Genomic DNA, 17,576 nt, shown 5'->3' with positions numbered 1-17,576 from the left:
CAGCCAAACCTGAACCAGAACGAAAGCCGTACACCAGCAAGCCAACGGCTCAGGACAAGGCCATGGTCAGGTATGTGTTAGCAGCTCCAGTAAACCTTCCACATCAGCTAGCGCAGGAGCATGGGCTCCGGCATGGCGGCAAGATACGGATGCGCAAGCCGCTGAAAATCGCAAGCGCTCTCCCAAGTCTGCGATCCCCAGCAACTCCGCAGCCAACCAACCAGCCATACAAGCGTCTCCTGCGCCAACCGTGTCTTCCACTTTCACGGCAATAGCCAGCTGCTCGAGTTGGCTGTTCGGGGTGTGGAGAATCATCCCGTGCTCCCCTCGGGTAAAAAGGATCTGCGCCTGAGGATTAAGAGCACGAAGTTCATCCATTGCCTGGTGCTCGGTCAGCCCTGGATAAATGTGCCGAAGGTCTTCGTCGGAAAGCTTAATCATGTCAGCAAGAGTAGTCATCGTAGGGAAGGTCTGCTCCCGATAATGGCTATCCATTAAATTGCGCCAGTTCGGATCATAGCTAATCCGTTTACCGGCTTCTTTGGCCTGCTGAGCTATTTTAACCAGCCTGTCTGCGAGTGGCTGTCGAGCCAAACTGATACAGCTGAAATGACACAGCTCTGCTTGGTTGCTCCATCCTTTGGGCATCAGATCCGGATCAAAAAACAGATCGGCCTCTCCAGCAAAAAAGTATCTTGGCGGACGGCTCGATGGAACAATGGCGACCAAAGGATCTTGGTCTACCCGTTGGATAAATCGCATATCCAGGCCTGCCTCCTCTGATTGCCAGGCGATCTCGTCGCCCAAAGAGTCCGTACTGATAGAACCCGCAAAGGCGCTGCTGACGCCCAAGCGACTTAGCGCTCGTGCCACGTTCCAGGGCGCGCCGCCTGGATAGCCTTTCCACTGTCCAGGGACACCCTGGACAAGGTCAGTCAGGGCTTCGCCAAATACTACTGCGCGAGGCAATACCATCGTCATTTCCTCAATTTTTTGTCGTAGGGATAACTGCTGGCTGATCAGCTTCGACCGGTAATCACTTACTCAATGCGCTTTGGTGAAAGGCAGGGATTGATGAGCACCGTTTCGATTGAATAACGTCATCGCTGTTCCGCGACAATACTCGGTGACTGTTCCATTTCGATGCGAAAGTGATTGTTGAAGCTAGAGAGGTTTTCATAGCCAACCTCGAAGCCAATATCTGCAACCGACATCTCTGTTCGCAACAACCGCCGGCAGGCGCGCTGAAGGCGGGTTGGCCGGACGCGTTCAACTATTAAAACCAGGTTTCCATTTGTATCCCGTATTGCCACACACCTCCGGCGTTGAAGTCCGTCTTGCCGAAGTTGTCTGTGGAACTGTATCTGTCCAGATCCGAAGACCAGTTCATGAAGCTTGCGAACACTCGCAATTCGGGACGTGTGAGAAGGTCTCCAACGTCAGGCTTGAATGTTGGAGCGATCGTGAATTTCCAGAAGTTACCGTCGACCGCATTGCGCTGCAGGTAGCCCTTGGGGTCGAGATCCATGGTTTGCCAGCTCATTTCGTAGGCCATCTCGAAATTGCTGTTGATTGCATTGGCCAACCGCACGTTCAGGGTCAACCAGCGGTAGTCGTCACCCTTGACGTATCTGTCCTTGCTCTGTTCGGCCAACAAGCTGGGGCCGATACGCCAGCCGGGTGCAATGGGTGTCTCACCATAAAGCGCCAGACGCAGAGCGCGGGCATCGTCAATCAGTTCACCATCCGAGCCGACGTTCTTGACCTCTGCCCCCAGACCTTGCCCATAGAGCAGCGCTGTTTTGAAAAAGCCTTCCCTGCCGAAAAAGTTTTTCTGATGATTGGCGATCATGCTGTGCAAGCCGGAGTCCGCAGGCGTCAGCCCTGCTTCATTGCGGCGAGTGCCAATGTCGTTTTTCTTTGAGCCAATGGCGTTGAACATCCACTGCCACTGACCACTGTCGAAGAACTGGTTGGAGGTCAGGATGTAGCTTTCCACATCGGCGTTGATACCGCCTTCACTGAAATCCCCGTAATTACGCCCGATCAAGGAGTAATTCGAGCGCCAATTCTTGTTCATCTGCACATCGTAGATGCCACCTCCGGTGCCGGCCAGATAGACCACGTCGGAGTCCAGCCAGTGGATATCGAAATTGTCTCTATCGAATCGCTTGCCTGCCCACAAAGTGGCGTTCTCGAACACTGAATTACCCTTGAATGCAGCGAGATGGTCGAGCTCTGTAAATACCTGACGCACGTTCAGGTTGCTTTCGTCGGCCGTCCAGTCATTGGAGCTTTCCACTCCATCGGCGATGGACACCGTGAATTTTGAATGGGTGCCGTTCTGCGCATAGGATTCTTTCGAGAGGTCTATGCGCATGTAGGTGTCGTCTTCGTTACCCAGTCGCCCGACGGCACCACCGACTGAACCAGCAGGGGTTGTATATGGGCCGCCACGACCACCGCCAAGCCCATCGTTGATCAGCAATCCAGAACGGGCGTAGCCCTTGAAGCTGAAGCCGTCAGTGAGGTGGCCGCTGCTACCCTGCTTTTCCATGCTTTGCTGACGGGCTTCGAGTTTTGCCAGTCGGGTGTCCAGCGTGGGCGCCGCAACGGTTGTCGCCGTGGTTGCTGTCGGCTGCAAGGCGGGAGTGGTGAGTTTGATCTGCTGCAATTCCCTGGCGAGCGCCTGGGTTTGCTGTTCGGCTGCGGCCGCACGCTTTTCCGCTGCGCTGGTGCGAGCTTCAAACGCGGCCATGCGTTCTTCCAGAGTGGCGGCCTGAGAGGTTGCCGCAGAGGTGCCGAGCACGCCTGCGAGGAGCCAGCCTGATGCTTTCTGCATGTGGATTTCCCTATTTTGTTTTTATTGTTTTGTTACCGCGACCGGCCATTTTTCGTGAGTTGTGAATTGTCGTAATCGACGAAAAAAAGGATGCCTCATCGCAAATACGCTGCTACATTTGGCGATGTTAACGTTAACTTTTCTAAAAACAAAAATAAAGGGTGCTCAATGAAACAGCTGAAATCTCTCCTTCCAGCAGCACTAATCACCCTCTGTGCCGGACTTCCATCCGTCTCGAGCGCGGCAGATTTGACGATCTCGTGCGGTGCGGTGGGTGCTGAATTACAACTCTGCAAGGAGGCTGTCGAGGAATGGTCAAAACAGACCGGCAACAACGTCGAGGTAGTTTCCACGCCTAACTCGGCGACCGAGCGGTTGTCGTTCTACCAACAGATCCTCAGTGCGCAGTCCGCCGACATCGACATCATTCAAATCGATATGGTGTGGCCAGGGATGCTCGCCAAACACCTGATGGATCTGCGCGAGGTGCTTCCAGCCAACGCGACCCAAGGCTACTTCCAGGCACAGGTGGATAACGCCACGGTGAATGGGCGGCTGGTGACGATGCCGTGGTTCACCGACTCGGGCCTGCTGTATTACCGCAAGGACTTGCTCGAGAAGTACGACAAGCAGGTTCCCCAGACTTGGGAGGAAATGACCACTACCGCCAGGAATATTCAACAGGCCGAGCGCACTGCCGGGAATCCCAATGCGTGGGGTTACATCTTTCAGGGACGCGCCTACGAGGGCCTGACGTGTAATGCGCTGGAGTGGATCAGCAGCCAACCGGAAGGCGGGCTGGTCAATCCACGAGGTGACATCGTGGTCAACAGTCAGGCCTCAAGAACGGCTTTGACCCTGGCGAAAAGCTGGGTAGGAGACATCTCCCCGCGTGGCGTACTCAATTACACCGAGGAAGAAGGACGTGGCGTATTCCAATCGGGCAATGCGCTGTTTATGCGTAACTGGCCTTACGTCTGGGCCCTGGTGCAAAGCCAGGACAGTGCCGTAAAAGACAAGGTTGGGGTCGCCCCCCTGCCCCGCGGCGGCAAGACCGGCAGCCATGCATCCACTCTCGGTGGCTGGGGTCTGGCGGTATCGCGTTACAGCGCCCATCCAAAACTTGCCGCAGAGCTGGTGAGCTATCTGACCCGTGCCCAAGAGCAAAAACATCGTGCCCTGATAGGCGCCTATAACCCGGTTATCGAGTCGCTCTATCAAGATCCCGAACTGCTCGCGGCAATGCCTTATTACAGTCAGCTGCACAGCATTCTCAACGATGGGGTCATGCGCCCCGCCTCTATCACTGCCGATCGCTATCCACGGGTCTCCAATGCGTTCTTCGATCGAGTGCATGGCGTACTGGCGGGTGAGTTGCCTGTCGATCAGGCGCTGGCCGAACTGGAAAGTGAACTCACGCGCATCAAACGCCGGAACTGGTAAGCCACAAGGAAGGAAATCACCATGTCTGTCTCTTCTACCCATGCCCCCTGTGACGAACTCCTGCTCACCAGGGAAACGCCCGTACAACGACGCCGAGTACGCGCTGCCTGGCTGTTTCTGACGCCGATGTTGCTGTGTCTGGCCCTGGTGGCAGCCTGGCCGCTACTGCGCACATTCTGGTTCAGCCTGACCGACGCCAATCTGGCGGACACCGGTGGCGGAACCTTCATTGGCTTGAGCAATTATCTGTTCCACAACGGTACCAACTGGTCGGGCATTCTGGTCGATCCACAATGGTGGAACGCAGTGCGCAACACCTTGCATTTCACCGTGGTATCGGTGGGACTGGAAGTCGTACTGGGACTGCTGGTGGCGTTGCTGCTGAACATCAAGTTCACAGGACGCTCTCTGGTGCGTGCGTTGATTCTGATTCCGTGGGCGATTCCGACCATTGTCTCGGCGAAGATCTGGTCATGGATGCTTAACGACCAGTTCGGCATCATCAATCACCTGATGCTGAGCCTCGGCCTGATTGACGCGCCCCTGGCCTGGACGGCAGATGCGGATCTGTCGATGTGGGCGGTGATCATCGTCGACGTCTGGAAGACCGTCCCTTTTGTCACGCTGCTGATGCTGGCGGCCTTGCAGATGTTGCCGAGCGATTGCTACGAAGCGGCCAGGGTCGATGGCATTCATCCGCTGAAAGTGTTCTGGCGTGTCACGCTTCCCCTGCTGATGCCCGCACTGCTGGTGGCGGCGATCTTCCGCATCCTCGACTCCCTGCGGGTATTCGACGTGATCTATGTGCTGACCTCGAACTCATCGAGCACCATGAGCATGTCGGTGTATGCCCGCCAGCACCTGGTGGAGTTCCAGGACGTTGGTTACGGCAGTGCGGCCTCGACGTTGTTGTTTTTAGTGGTTGCGGTAATCGCCATGCTTTATCTCTATCTCGGACGCCGTCAACTGGAGGTCCGGTCATGAACCTGCGCCTATTGAAAAAAGCGCTGTTGCGCCTCGGGTTCTGGTGTCTGATCGGGGTGTTGCTGCTGTATGCGGTCTTCCCCTTCTACTACGCAATCGTGACTTCGCTGAAGCCGTCCAGCGCCTTGTTCGAAGTGAGCTACTGGATCGAAAACCCCGACTTCTCCAATTACGCGGCGGTGCTCAATCAAGCCTCATTCCTGCGGGCGATCGGCAACTCGCTGGTGGTTGCACTGTGCGTGGTGACGCTGGCGCTGTTCCTCAGCCTGACCGCCGCTTATGCCTTGGGCCGGGTGAAGTTCCGTGGGCGTGGCACGGTCTTGATGATGGTCCTTGGCGTGTCGATGTTTCCCCAAGTCGCGGTGCTGTCGGGGCTGTTCGAAGTGATCCGCGCCCTGGGCCTGTACAACACGTCCTGGGCATTGATCCTGAGCTACACGATTTTCACCCTGCCCTTCACCGTCTGGGTGCTGACCACGTTCATGGGGCAACTGCCCCATGAACTGGAAGAAGCGGCAATCATGGATGGCGCGTCGCCCTGGGTCACTCTGACCCGCGTGCTATTACCGCTGCTCTGGCCCGCACTGGTCACCACTGGCTTATTGGCCTTTATCGCAGCGTGGAACGAGTTCCTGTTTGCCCTGACCTTCACCCTCACCGACACGCAACGCACGGTGCCGGTCGCCATCGCCTTGATTTCCGGCGGCAGCCCTCATGAGTTGCCTTGGGGGTTGTTGATGGCCGCCTCGGTGGTGGTCACCGTCCCACTGGTGATTCTGGTGCTGATCTTCCAGCGCCGCATCGTTTCCGGTCTCACTGCCGGCGCGTTAAAGGGTTGATGCCCGACAATTACAAGGAACAGCATCGTGATCAAATTGAAGCTAGACAACGTGAACAAGCAATTGGGCGGCATGCGGATTCTTCGCGACGTCAGCCTGGAAATCGCGGCGGGTGAATTCGTGGTGTTCGTTGGCCCTTCGGGCTGCGGAAAGTCGACCCTGCTGCGACTGATCGCCGGACTGGATTCGATCTGCGGCGGCGACCTGCTGATCGACGGCCGACGGGTCAACGACCTGGAACCACGCGAGCGTGGCGTCGGCATGGTGTTTCAGTCTTATGCGCTGTACCCGCACATGAGCGTCTACGACAACATCAGCTTTGGCCTGAAACTGGCCAAGACTGAAAAGAGCAGCTTGCGCGAGCGGGTGCTGAAAACGGCGCAGATCCTGCAATTGGACAAACTGCTGCAACGCAAGCCAAAGGAACTGTCCGGTGGGCAGCGTCAGCGTGTGGCCATGGGCAGAGCCATGGCGCGGGAACCGGACATTTTGTTGTTCGATGAGCCGCTTTCCAACCTGGATGCGTCCTTGCGGGTGCAGATGCGCAACGAAATTGCCCGACTGCATGATCGGCTGGGCTCGACCATGATCTACGTCACCCACGATCAGGTTGAAGCGATGACCCTGGCCGACAAAATTGTCGTGCTCAACGGCGGGCGCGTAGAACAGGTCGGCTCACCGCGCGAACTCTATGAGCGCCCGGCCAGTCGCTTTGTCGCCGGTTTTCTCGGTTCGCCCAGAATGAATTTTCTGCCGGCGCGCCTGCAGACGCCAGGCGAAACCAGCCTGGTCGATACCCTCGTATGGGGTATCACGCCCCTGCCCTTCGACAGCTCGAACCTGGCGATGGGCACGCAGCTGAGCCTGGGGATTCGCCCGGAGCATGTGTCGCTCAAGGCGGCGGATGGAGCCGCTGGCGTCGTCGTTACCGCGGTCGAATACCTGGGCAGCGAAACCTATGTGCACCTCGAGACAGGTCAAGACGAGCCACTGATCTGTCGTTGCGAAGTCAGCGCCGGATGGCAAGCAGGCGATCGGGTTCAGCTGCAGCTGGACATCGACAACCTGCACCTGTTCGACGCCGACGGCGCGGCCTTGAGGCGCCACCCACAAGCCATTGAAACCCTGCCGGATGGCGTCTCTCTGCGCTCGGCACGAGCAAGCGCCCTATGACTGTGTATTTGAATCCTATGAACGACCCAATGTCTTGCGCCCTTGACCTTGCGCAGCATGCGCTGAGTGATGGTCTGTCTCGCGTCATCGACGATTATCGGCCCGGTTATCATCTTGCCCCTCCTGCGGGCTGGATGAACGACCCTAACGGGGTGGTGTTCTTTCGTGGCGAGTACCACGTTTTCTATCAGCACTACCCCTTCGAAGCGAAATGGGGCCCGATGTATTGGGGGCATGCAAAGAGTGCCGATCTGGTCCACTGGCAGCATCTGCCCATTGCGCTGGCGCCCGGCGATGACTTCGACCGTGACGGTTGTTTTTCCGGTAGCGCGGTGGTGTGTGGAGATACCCTGGCCCTGATCTACACCGGGCATACCTGGTTGGCGGACGTGGGTGACGAACGCTACATCCGTCAAGTCCAGTGCCTGGCCACCAGCGTCGACGGCATCCGGTTCGTCAAACATGGCGCCGTCATCAAGACCGCGCCGCAAGACACGATCATGCACTTCCGTGACCCCAAGGTATGGCAGGAAGATGACGCTTGGTACCTGATTGCCGGCGCACGTCTGGGCGATGTGCCGTTGCTCCCGCTGTACCGTTCCACCGATCTGCACACCTGGGAGTTCCTCGACTATGTGTCTGGCGGCAGCGAAGGCGATGGCTATATGTGGGAGTGCCCGGATCTGTTCCGGCTGAACGGGCGCGATGTGCTGCTCTACTCCCCCCAGGGCATGCAATCCGAGGGTTACGAACGGCTCAACAAATACCAGACCGGTTATCGAGTGGGCCGACTCGACAGCGAATGGCACTTCACGGGCGGACCTTTTATCGAGCTGGATAACGGCCACGACTTCTATGCCGCGCAAACGCTCCTGGCCGCCGACGGTCGACGCCTGGTGTGGGCGTGGCTCGACATGTGGGAAAGCCCAATGCCGAGCCAGGCCCATCACTGGTGCGGCATGCTCGGTTTGCCGCGCGAACTTGAACTGTGCGCCGATCGCCTTTGCGTGTATCCGGCACGTGAGCTCACCGCTCTGCGCAAAGCGCCATTGCCGGGCACGCTCTGGTGGGGTGAGTCGGGAACCCGGCAGGTGCCGGAAGTGAATGGCGATATGCTCGAAATCCATGTGCATCTGGATCTGCTCGGCTGCACCGACGGCCACCTCGGAATCGCCCTGCGTTGCAGCGATGATGGTCATGAAGAAACCCTGCTTTATTACGATGCATTGCTGCAGCGCCTGGTGCTTGACCGCAGCCGCTCGGGTGCGCAAGTCACCGGTCAGCGCAGCGTGTCGATAGACCCGACACAGGGGCAGCTGGAACTGCGTGTGTTCCTCGATCGCTCGTCCATCGAGGTATTCGACGAAAACGGACGCTTCAGCCTCAGTAGTCGCCTCTATCCGCGGCCCGACAGTCTGGGCGTGAAGCTGCTGGCCAGCGGGAGTGGCGGGCGTGTCTCCATTCCCAGAGCATGGCCGCTCGCCTCGGGATGGCTATGAGCAGCGTCATTCGAGTCGCGAGAAGCGCGGGCCCTGTGTCATGATTCTGCGTCAACCTGACCGGCCTCGCCTCGCATGACTTCAGTGAAAGACGTTGCACAGCTGGCAGGCGTGTCCCTGATGACGGTTTCTCGAGCGCTCAACAACCCGGAAAAACTGAGCCCCGAAACCCTTCAGCGGGTACGTCGCGCCATTGATGAACTGCAATTCGTACCGAGCCTGTCGGCGCGCAGGATGCGCGGCGATAACCTCCAGTCGCGCACCATCGGTGTGTTCGCGCTGGACACCGCGACCACACCGTTCGCGGTCGAGTTGCTGCTGTCCATCGAACAGACCGCACAGCAGGCGGGCTGGAATGTATTCATCCTTAACCTGTTGAGCAACCCGCCCACCGACCAGAACATCGACCTGATGTTGTCGCACCGTCCCGACGGGTTGATCTTCAGCGCCATGGGATTTCGCCAGGTGTGCATTCCGGAGCGCTTGAAGAGCAAACCCCTGGTACTCGCCAATTGCCTGGCGGATGACAGTCGCCTGGTGAGTTATGTGCCCGACGACGAAACGGGGCAGTATCGAGCCGTACATCACGCGTTGAGTCAAGGCTATCGGCGCCCTCTGTGTATCAATCTGCCAAAACAGAGTCTGGCCTGGGACCTGCGACAAAAAGGCTTGCTGCGTGCCTGTCAGGCATTCGGCCTTGCGCCTGACGCACTCCTGCAATACGACCTTTCCGATCATGATGCCTATGGTGAAACCGCAGCCATCCTCGACCGGCACATCATTGATGGTCATCCCCAATTCGACATTCTGATCTGTGGCAACGACCGCATTGCGTTTTGTGCCTATCAGCTGTTGTTGGGCCGAGGCCTGAAAATCCCCGACGATGTCGCCGTGCTCGGCTATGACAACATGATCGGTATCGCTGAGCTGTTCATCCCGCCGTTGACGACAGTGCAACTGCCGTACTACGAGATCGGTCGTAAGGCTGCCCGGCACCTGATCGAGACCATTGAGGTATCGGGAGCTCAGCCAGTTGATTGTCCATTAGTGGTCAGGGCATCACTATAAGAATTAGCTAATTCGGTGATTGCACGCCCGCTTGCTTTCGATTTGCCAGTTCTGTGGCGACTGCGGCTCTTCGCTGTTCTGGTCTGATTCCAAAGGCGAGTTTTCAGATTGGATGTCCGTGGCGATAGGCACCCTGGATACGCCGTTCCTGAGTGAAAAACAGAAACACGTGTGGGTTGCATCGAAAGCGCCGTGGTATGAGATTGAGGATCGCTGGCCGCAGACGGAATGAGCACTTTCGGCCAAAAAAACGAAAGCACATGAGGTACATTGATACCTGATCCCAAATTCACTGATGGGAGGGACCGTACTATGACGACGCGAACTGAAACTGCCATCCTGGCAGGTGGCTGCTTCTGGGGCATGCAGGATCTGCTGAGACGCTACCCCGGCGTAGTGTCCACGCGGGTAGGATACTCGGGCGGCGATGTACCCAATGCGACTTACCGCAACCATGGCACGCACGCGGAAGCGATCGAGATCGTGTTCGATCCGGACCAGATCAGCTATCGCCAGATCCTCGAGTTTTTCTTTCAGATCCACGACCCGACGACGACGAATCGTCAGGGCAACGATGTGGGTATGAGCTACCGCTCGGCACTCTTCTATCTCAACGATGAACAGAAGCAAGTGGCCGAGGACACGGTGGCCGACGCTGATGCATCCGGCCTCTGGCCCGACAAGGTCGTCACTGAAATCGTGCCCGCAGGCCCGTTCTGGGAAGCAGAACCGGAACATCAGGACTACCTCGAACACTACCCCAACGGTTACACCTGCCATTTCATTCGGCCAGACTGGAAACTGCCTAAACGAGGGTGATGGTGAGGCGCACCTGCGAAGGGTCAGGAGGCAAGATGATTTGTATCGCTCTGTATGTTCGCGGGCGATCTTACACAGCGTTACACAACCACTGAATCAGGACACATACGCAGTACATGAAGGTGAAAAAGTGGGTGGCGTCGCACACCTGGCGTTCTCCGATGAACCCAGGCTAAAGAGCCCAACACCCCAGCAGGAGCCACCTCATGATCAATGAAATCGATACCGTGCTTTACACCGGCAAGACCCACACGACCGGAGGCCGTAACGGCGAGGCGCGAAGCGACGATGGACGTTTGGACGTCAAGCTTTCCGCGCCTGGCTCGCCAGGGAGTGGCACCAATCCCGAACAGCTGCTGGCTGCGGGTTGGTCGGCCTGTTTCATCGGTGCAATGGGCAAGGCGGCTGTCGCGTTGAAGGTGACCCTGCCGAGCGACATCGCCGTCGATGCTGAAGTGGACCTGGGCAAGACCGAAGACGCGTTTTTCCTCCAGGCGCGCCTCAATGTCAGCCTTCCGGGCCTGGACCCGGCTGTCGCACGGGCGGTGGTGGATGGCGCACACCAGAGATGCCCGTACTCCAAGGCGACCCGTGGCAACATCGACGTCACGATCAATCTGGTTTAACCAAAGCACCCCGTGCGGCCTAAGGCTGTTCACTTAGGGTTGGGGTACATATCCGTTTCCGCGGTCACGGCGGCTAGCGGTTTCGCTTTTACAGCGAGTCACTTGGAAGAGCCCCAAGTAACCAAGGGCTCTTTCCCCGCCATTCGGTGCCTCGCTGTGGCTCGGCATGCCGTAACGAAGGCATTGCTCCGGGGGCCCGCCGCCATCGGCCATCCATGGCCGGGGGCGGCTACCGCGGCATCCTTGCCGCGGTGCCCACTACGCAGAACCTGCGCTCGGCCTTCCGACGGGGCAGATCAAGATCAAAAGCAAGATCAAAAGCCTGGCGTTGTACCTGTGGGAGCGAGCCTGCTCGCGAAAAACGTCCGGACACCGCGTTCATTCAGACAGCACGCGTCATCGTTGACGTCCTTCGCGAGCAGGCTCGCTCCCACAGGGGAGTGCGTACGCTTGAAGAGGTAGGCCGCCTCGCTTTTGCGGTGCACGCCCCCTCACGCCCTGAGCCTCTCCGTCAACCCGCCGCCACCTCCACCGGTGCCTCTATCAATGTTGATCCCCGCCGTATTAAAGCCTGCAGGTAAGCCTTTTCGTCATAGACGGCGCTGGCCAATCCGCTCAATCGTCCTCATGCAACTTGATACCGCGGGCGTGAAGCAGGTGCGGGACTACCAGCACCAGCAGCGTTAGTGCGAGGAACGCGGCCGATATCGGTTGTGTCACAAACACCAGCCAGTCTCCCTCGCTGATGGACAACGCATTGCGCAGCTGCTTCTCGGCCATGGGCCCAAGCAGCATGCCGACGATCACGGGGGCGACGGGAAAATCGAAACGACGCATCAAGACCCCACCCCAACCAATTGCCAACATCAGCAAAAGATCGAAGGAAGAGTGACGCATGCCGTACACGCCGATGGTGGCAAACACCAGAATGCCGGCGTTCAGGTACGGCCGGGGAATCTGCAGAAGCTTGACCCACAGGCCCACCAACGGGAGATTCAACACCAACAGAATCACGTTGCCGACATACAGCGAGGCCACCAGGGTCCAGACCAGTTCGCCCGACGTCTGGAAGAGCATCGGCCCCGGCTGCAGGTTGTAGTTCTGGAACGCGGCCAACAGAATCGCCGCGGTGGCGGACGTCGGTATGCCGAGCGTCAGCAGTGGCACCAACGAACCCGTCGCGCTCGCATTGTTGGCCGCCTCGGGACCGGCAACCCCCTCGATCGCCCCCTCGCCCTTGCTGCCCGCAAACTCTTTCGGGTACTTGCTCAGTTTGCGTTCTGCCGAATAGGACAAGAATGTCGGAATTTCAGCGCCTCCTGCCGGAATCGACCCGAATGGAAAACCGATTAACGTGCCCCGCAGCCAGGCGGGGACCGAGCGTTTCCAGTCAGCGCGCGTCATCCACAACGAGGTCAAGCGGTGCCGACCGGACGCCTCTTCTTTTTGATAAAGCAGGCTGTACAAGGCCTCACCCACTGCAAACAAACCGACCGCCACGAGCACGACTTCGATGCCATCGACCAACTCCGGCACCCCCAAGGTGTAGCGGGCAATGCCCGAGGTCGAGTCCAGGCCGATCAAGCCGATGGTCAGTCCAATCCCGAGCGAGGCAAAACCGCGCAGCATTGAAGCGCCGAGTACCGCAGACACCGTCGTGAAGGACAGCACCAGAATCGCGAAATACTCGGCCGGACCAAACTTGAGCGCCAGCGTGGCAACAATAGGGGCAAACAACGTCAGCAACACCGTCGCGATGGTGCCGGCAACAAATGAGCCTATCGCAGCCGTTGCCAGGGCCGGTCCTGCCCGGCCGTTGCGCGCCATGAGATTGCCTTCCAGGGCCGTGACCATGGAGGACGACTCACCGGGCGTATTGAGCAGGATAGAGGTGGTCGAGCCTCCGAACTGAGCGCCGTAATAGATACCGGCGAACATGATCAAGGCGCCCGTAGGATCAACCTTGGCGGTGATCGGCAGCAGTAGCGCCACCGTCAGCGCCGGTCCAATACCCGGCAAGACTCCAATGGCGGTGCCGAGCAAACAGCCGATAAAGCCCCACATCAAATTGATCGGTGTCAGCGCAGCGGAAAAACCAATGGCCAGGTTCGCGAGAGTTTCCACCTTGTTTACCTCCTTCGGCCCGAGTCAGATCCAGGCGTTGACAAGGGGCGGCAGGGAAACCCCTAGCCCGGCGTTGAACAGCCAGTAAATCGGCAGGGTCAAGGCAATGCCGATTGCGAGGTCCTTCACCGGACGACGACTGCCAAACCCCCGCGCCGAACAGGCAAACAGCAGCCCTGCGGCTAATACGAAGCCGGTGAGGTTAATCAGCACGGCCACCCCCACCAGTCCCGCCGTCACCCAGGCTGCGCCGGATTTGCCGCCAGGCAGCGCTTGGGCGGCTTCGTCATCGTGGTCTGCCAGCTCGCGGAAGCCACCGGTGACAGCCTGATAACACAGCAACAGACCGACCCCGCCCAGGAACACCGCGACAGCGTACGGATAGACGTGGGCTCCCAGGATGACGAACCCCATCTCGGGCGGAAACCGGAATGCGCCCACCGCCAACACGGCGCTGATGGCAATCACTCCGGCGCCAATCGCCAGTTGCACCGGCACTATTGCGCGAGGCTGAGTCATTTCGAAACCAGCCCGACCTCGACCAGCATCGCACGCAGCCGCACATGCTCTTCGTCGACGAATTTGCCGAACTCATCGCCAGTCAGGACGTTGGGTGACCATTTGTTGGTGTCGATATTGTCTTTCCAGACTTTGCTGTTGGTGGCGGCCACGACGGCGTCGGTCACTTCTTTGCGCTGCTCGGGCGTGAGGTTCGCCGCACCGTAAACACCGCGCCAATTGCCGATGGTCACGTCGTAGCCTTTCTCTTTGAGGGTCGGTGCATCGATGCCTTCAATGCGTTCTGGCGCGCCGATGGCGAGTACCCGGAACTGGCCGTTCCTGATGTATTGGCCCAGCTCGGCATAACCACCGGTGATCACCTTGATCTGCCCGCCCAATGCTTGAGCAACGACTTCACCCCCACCCGCGAAGGCGACGTAATTCACCTTGTTGACCGGGATACCCATTTTCGCGGCCAACTCGGCAATGCCGATGTGATCGATCGACCCCTTGGAGCCACCGCCCCAGGAGATGCTGGTCGGCTTGTCTTTGAAGACTTTCAGCAAGTCCTCCAGGGTTTTGAACTCGGACTCCTTGCGCACGGCAATCACGTTGTATTCGGTAAACAGCCGAGCAATCGGCGTCACGTCCTTCAAGGTGATTTGCGGCTTGTTCTGTTCAATCGCAGTGACCATGATCGCACCGACAACCAGCAACGCATTTGGATCGCCCTTGGTGCTGTTGGCGAACTGCGCCAGCCCCAACGTCCCCCCTGCTCCACCTTTGTTCTCGAAGGTGGTGGATTTGGCCGTGTTGGCCTCGATCAAAGCTTTGCCCAGAACCCTCGCGGTCTGGTCATAGCCGCCCCCCACAGAACCCGGGGCCATGAACTTGACGGTGTCCAGCGCAAAGGCCGGTGTCGCGAGTGCGGCAGCGGTCATTCCCACTGCCATGTAGCGGCTGAATCGACTAAACAAAGCGAGCATGCGTTTTCTCCCGAGACTTTTTGTTTTTATGGGCAGTCGTTGAACGTCGATCAGGGAGCAAACCCTGATCAATGAATAGCAATCTCGGGATAAGCGTAGGCCATGGTTAGGGCGATGACATACAACGAAGAATCTCTAGGAATAAGACTAATGCCAATCAGCTAAGCAATTTCAGCTGCGACGCAGCCCAAGGATCGTGCCGATGTTGTCATGTGTTGGTTTTCAGCTTGGTCCACAAACGGGTCGTCAACCGTGCAATGGCCGCGGGAAGTTCCTCGACGGTAAACAACTTGTCCAACACACGGGTCGGCGGATAGATCGCCAGGTCTTGTTTCACGGCCGGAACAACATACTGATCCGCTGCCAGGTTGGGGTTGGCGTAGTGAATGCTGTTACTGATGTTGGCAATCACCTGCGGTGTCAGCAGGTAGTTCATGTAGGCGTAGCCATTCTTCTCGTGCGGCGCACTCTTGGGCATGACCACCATGTCGAACCACAAGGTGGAACCTTCGTCAGGGATCGAATAGGCGATGTCGATGCCGTTGTTGGCTTCCTTGGCGCTGGCGGCCGCCTGCACGATGTCGCCATTGAAACCGATCACCGCGCAGACATTGCCGTTCGCCAGGTCGCTGATGTATTTGGAGGCGTGAAAATACTGGACGTAAGGCCTGATTTTGAGCAGCGCCTGCTCGGCTTTCTTGTAATCCGCCGGCTCGTGGCTATGCGGCGGCAGCCCCAGGTAATTCAGGGTGATCGGCAGGATCTGCGTAGGGTTATCGATAATCGCCACCCCACACTGGCTCAGCTTTTTAATGTTGTTTTCATCAAAAAACAGATTCCACGAATGGGTGACATCGGTGTTGCCGAAGATCGCTTTGATCTTTTCGACGTTGTAGCCGATACCCGCCGTGCCCCACATGTACGGATAACCGTACTGGTTGCCCGGATCATTGACCTCGAGTTTTTTCATCAACGCCGGATCAAGGTTTTTCCAGTTGGGCAGCTGGCTTTTATCGAGTTTCTGAACCGCTCCGGCTTTGATCAATCGGGACAGGAAATGGTTCGAGGGGCTCACGACGTCATAGCCGGTGTTGCCGGTCATCAGTTTGGATTCGAGCACTTCGTTGCTGTCGTGAATGTCGTACGTTGCCTTGATCCCCGTTTCCTTGGTGAACGTGGTCAAGGTGTCGTCGGCAATATAGCCGTTCCAGTTTGAAATATTGACGACTTCGTCAGCGTAAGTGGTTGCCGACAACGTCGTCAGCACGACCATCAGGGAAATGTTATTGACGCGCATGTTCAATCACCGTGTGTTTGATGAGTTTTTATTCTTTGATCGCCGGGTTTCTAGATTTCTGTTTTGGCCCTGACCGCCTCCACGCGCATTCGAAGCATGGCACCGATATCGAGCAAGGGTCGCGGTGGCAGCCAGCCCGGCTGGGCTCTGCGCATCACTGATTCGAGGATGGGCGAGCTGGCACCCGATGCCAGTTCGGCGAGCAAGCGTCCCCAAAGGGTGCCGCGTGCGACGCCCGAACCATTGCAGCCGGCCACCGCAAACACCCCTTCGTCGACCTTGGCGAAATACGGTTGCCCGGTGCGCGAAGCACTCAAGTGTCCGGTCCAGGTGTATTGAATGTCCTGCTCGTTCAAGAACGGGAAGCGTCGTTGCAAGCCGAGCACATGGTGTTTGCGACGGTGCAGCAGCTCACTGTCGGATAAATCCCGAGAACGGTATTCCGCCGTGTTGCGGATCATCACGCGGCGGTCCGGAGTCAGTCGCACCGTGGCGCCCAGTGGCCTTGTGGACAGCACGCCCCAAGGCTCAACCGCGCCGATGGACTTGAACTCGGCGTCGCTGAGTGGTCGTGTCAGGCTGGCGCTGAGTTCCATCGGGAACGTCCCGCTGTCTTCGATCCCTGAGCGCGGGATGAACGCGTTCAGGCACACCAGGACGTGCCTGGCCTCGATGCTTCCATCGGCGCCATTGGCGCGAATACGCCCTTTGCCCAAACGCTCCAGTCCCGTGATATCGGTGTTCTCAAACAGGGTCACGTTGGCCGGCAGCGTATCCAGCAGGCCCTTCACGTATTTCGCGGGTTGCAGCAGTGCGTTGCCATTGCCGCACCAGATCGCGGCCTGGTAATGCGCGGTGCCCAGTTGTTTGCTCAGTGGTTCACCTTCCAGAAAATGCGCAGAGGCGCCGACAGCGCGTAGCGTTGCCAGTTTGGCCGCGACATCGGTCAACTTGCCGGGATCGTTGACGGCGAAGTAGTAGCCCGATTCCCTGAATTCACATTCGATACCGAGACGAGCAATGCGCTGGCGCACTTCGTCACTGGCGGCACGGGAAATCGAGGTATCGACTTCAAAACCGGCAAAACCCGGGTTGCCGATCAGCTCATCCTTGGCCGGATGTTCGTGCCCCACCACAAAACCTGAATTGCGCGCCGAGGCGCCCTGTGCGGCCCGTTGTCTGTCGACAATCACGATCCGCGCCTGAGGGTGCATTTCAGCGAGCGAGTGGGCGGCGCACAGGCCAGTGATACCGGCACCGACAATCAGCCAATCGGCTTTTTGCGTGCCTTTGAGAGCGTCGCGAGCGGGTGTACTCCCCGCCTGCGCAATCCAGCCACATACATTGGTCATGCATCACCTCATCTGCCTGTCGT

General features: G+C 58.2%; 15 protein-coding genes and 2 pseudogenes. 9 read left to right on the top strand and 8 right to left on the bottom strand.

Annotation, left to right across the window (positions count from 1 at the left end; genetic code table 11):
• Window positions 1-66: 66 nt before the first annotated feature.
• The 3 genes and pseudogenes from EAH74_RS22850 to EAH74_RS22840 form a co-directional block, all read right to left on the bottom strand.
• Entirely contained in the window at window positions 67-975 is a 909-nt protein-coding gene (locus EAH74_RS22850; RefSeq protein WP_140681249.1) for a carbohydrate kinase family protein, read from the bottom strand.
• A 125-nt stretch (window positions 976-1,100) separates the two neighbouring features.
• A pseudogene (locus EAH74_RS33415) lies at window positions 1,101-1,256 on the bottom strand (helix-turn-helix domain-containing protein); the annotation flags it as partial.
• Window positions 1,257-1,276: 20 nt separating this feature from the next.
• Window positions 1,277-2,842 carry a carbohydrate porin gene (locus EAH74_RS22840; RefSeq protein ID WP_140681248.1) on the bottom strand — a complete coding sequence of 522 codons (1,566 nt, stop codon included), beginning with the start codon at window positions 2,840-2,842 and terminating at the stop codon, window positions 1,277-1,279.
• A 168-nt stretch (window positions 2,843-3,010) separates the two neighbouring features.
• Between EAH74_RS22840 and EAH74_RS22835 the strand changes: the two genes are divergently transcribed.
• The 9 genes and pseudogenes from EAH74_RS22835 (at window position 3,011) to EAH74_RS22795 (ending at window position 11,293) form a co-directional block, all read left to right on the top strand.
• Complete coding sequence (locus tag EAH74_RS22835; RefSeq protein WP_140681247.1) at window positions 3,011-4,285, top strand: ABC transporter substrate-binding protein; 1,275 nt, start codon at window positions 3,011-3,013, stop codon at window positions 4,283-4,285.
• A gap of 21 nt (window positions 4,286-4,306) precedes the next feature.
• The gene (locus EAH74_RS22830; RefSeq protein WP_140681245.1) at window positions 4,307-5,269 is read left to right on the top strand and encodes a carbohydrate ABC transporter permease; all 963 of its coding nucleotides are present in this window, start codon (window positions 4,307-4,309) and stop codon (window positions 5,267-5,269) included.
• A complete protein-coding gene (locus EAH74_RS22825) occupies window positions 5,266-6,108 on the top strand; it encodes a carbohydrate ABC transporter permease (protein ID WP_008074255.1) in 843 nt (280 codons plus the stop codon). Before EAH74_RS22830 ends, EAH74_RS22825 begins: the two co-directional genes overlap by 4 nt.
• A 27-nt stretch (window positions 6,109-6,135) precedes the next feature.
• The gene (locus EAH74_RS22820; RefSeq protein ID WP_140681244.1) at window positions 6,136-7,281 is read left to right on the top strand and encodes an ABC transporter ATP-binding protein; all 1,146 of its coding nucleotides are present in this window, start codon (window positions 6,136-6,138) and stop codon (window positions 7,279-7,281) included.
• Window positions 7,278-8,780 carry a glycoside hydrolase family 32 protein gene (locus EAH74_RS22815; protein ID WP_193560144.1) on the top strand — a complete coding sequence of 501 codons (1,503 nt, stop codon included), beginning with the start codon at window positions 7,278-7,280 and terminating at the stop codon, window positions 8,778-8,780. Before EAH74_RS22820 ends, EAH74_RS22815 begins: the two co-directional genes overlap by 4 nt.
• Window positions 8,781-8,855: 75 nt before the next feature.
• Window positions 8,856-9,848 (top strand): LacI family DNA-binding transcriptional regulator, encoded by a 993-nt coding sequence (locus EAH74_RS22810; RefSeq protein WP_123368775.1) that lies wholly within the window; start codon window positions 8,856-8,858, stop codon window positions 9,846-9,848.
• A gap of 46 nt (window positions 9,849-9,894) precedes the next feature.
• Window positions 9,895-10,080, top strand: a pseudogene (locus EAH74_RS22805) (GFA family protein); the annotation flags it as partial.
• A gap of 80 nt (window positions 10,081-10,160) precedes the next feature.
• The gene (gene msrA, locus EAH74_RS22800) at window positions 10,161-10,667 is read left to right on the top strand and encodes a peptide-methionine (S)-S-oxide reductase MsrA (protein ID WP_140681242.1); all 507 of its coding nucleotides are present in this window, start codon (window positions 10,161-10,163) and stop codon (window positions 10,665-10,667) included.
• Window positions 10,668-10,873: 206 nt separating this feature from the next.
• Entirely contained in the window at window positions 10,874-11,293 is a 420-nt protein-coding gene (locus EAH74_RS22795; RefSeq protein ID WP_140681241.1) for an organic hydroperoxide resistance protein, read from the top strand.
• A gap of 615 nt (window positions 11,294-11,908) precedes the next feature.
• Here EAH74_RS22795 and EAH74_RS22785 read toward each other — a convergent pair.
• The 5 genes from EAH74_RS22785 to EAH74_RS22765 all read right to left on the bottom strand — a co-directional run bounded on the left by EAH74_RS22785 (window position 11,909) and on the right by EAH74_RS22765 (window position 17,553).
• The gene (locus EAH74_RS22785; protein ID WP_140681238.1) at window positions 11,909-13,417 is read right to left on the bottom strand and encodes a tripartite tricarboxylate transporter permease; all 1,509 of its coding nucleotides are present in this window, start codon (window positions 13,415-13,417) and stop codon (window positions 11,909-11,911) included.
• 24 nt (window positions 13,418-13,441) lie between these two features.
• The gene (locus tag EAH74_RS22780) at window positions 13,442-13,936 is read right to left on the bottom strand and encodes a tripartite tricarboxylate transporter TctB family protein (RefSeq protein ID WP_140681237.1); all 495 of its coding nucleotides are present in this window, start codon (window positions 13,934-13,936) and stop codon (window positions 13,442-13,444) included.
• On the bottom strand, window positions 13,933-14,904 hold the full coding sequence (locus EAH74_RS22775) for a tripartite tricarboxylate transporter substrate binding protein (protein WP_140681236.1): 972 nt from the start codon (window positions 14,902-14,904) through the stop codon (window positions 13,933-13,935). Before EAH74_RS22775 ends, EAH74_RS22780 begins: the two co-directional genes overlap by 4 nt.
• A gap of 208 nt (window positions 14,905-15,112) precedes the next feature.
• Entirely contained in the window at window positions 15,113-16,201 is a 1,089-nt protein-coding gene (locus EAH74_RS22770; protein ID WP_140681235.1) for a polyamine ABC transporter substrate-binding protein, read from the bottom strand.
• A gap of 50 nt (window positions 16,202-16,251) precedes the next feature.
• A complete protein-coding gene (locus tag EAH74_RS22765; RefSeq protein WP_140681234.1) occupies window positions 16,252-17,553 on the bottom strand; it encodes an NAD(P)/FAD-dependent oxidoreductase in 1,302 nt (433 codons plus the stop codon).
• Window positions 17,554-17,576 lie beyond the last annotated feature (23 nt).

This window comes from Pseudomonas mandelii, assembly GCF_006438925.1.
In the GTDB taxonomy this organism is placed as follows: domain Bacteria; phylum Pseudomonadota; class Gammaproteobacteria; order Pseudomonadales; family Pseudomonadaceae; genus Aquipseudomonas; species Aquipseudomonas mandelii_C.
The sequence above is the reverse complement of the archived record's forward strand: the minus strand, read 5'-3'. Positions and strand labels throughout refer to the sequence as shown.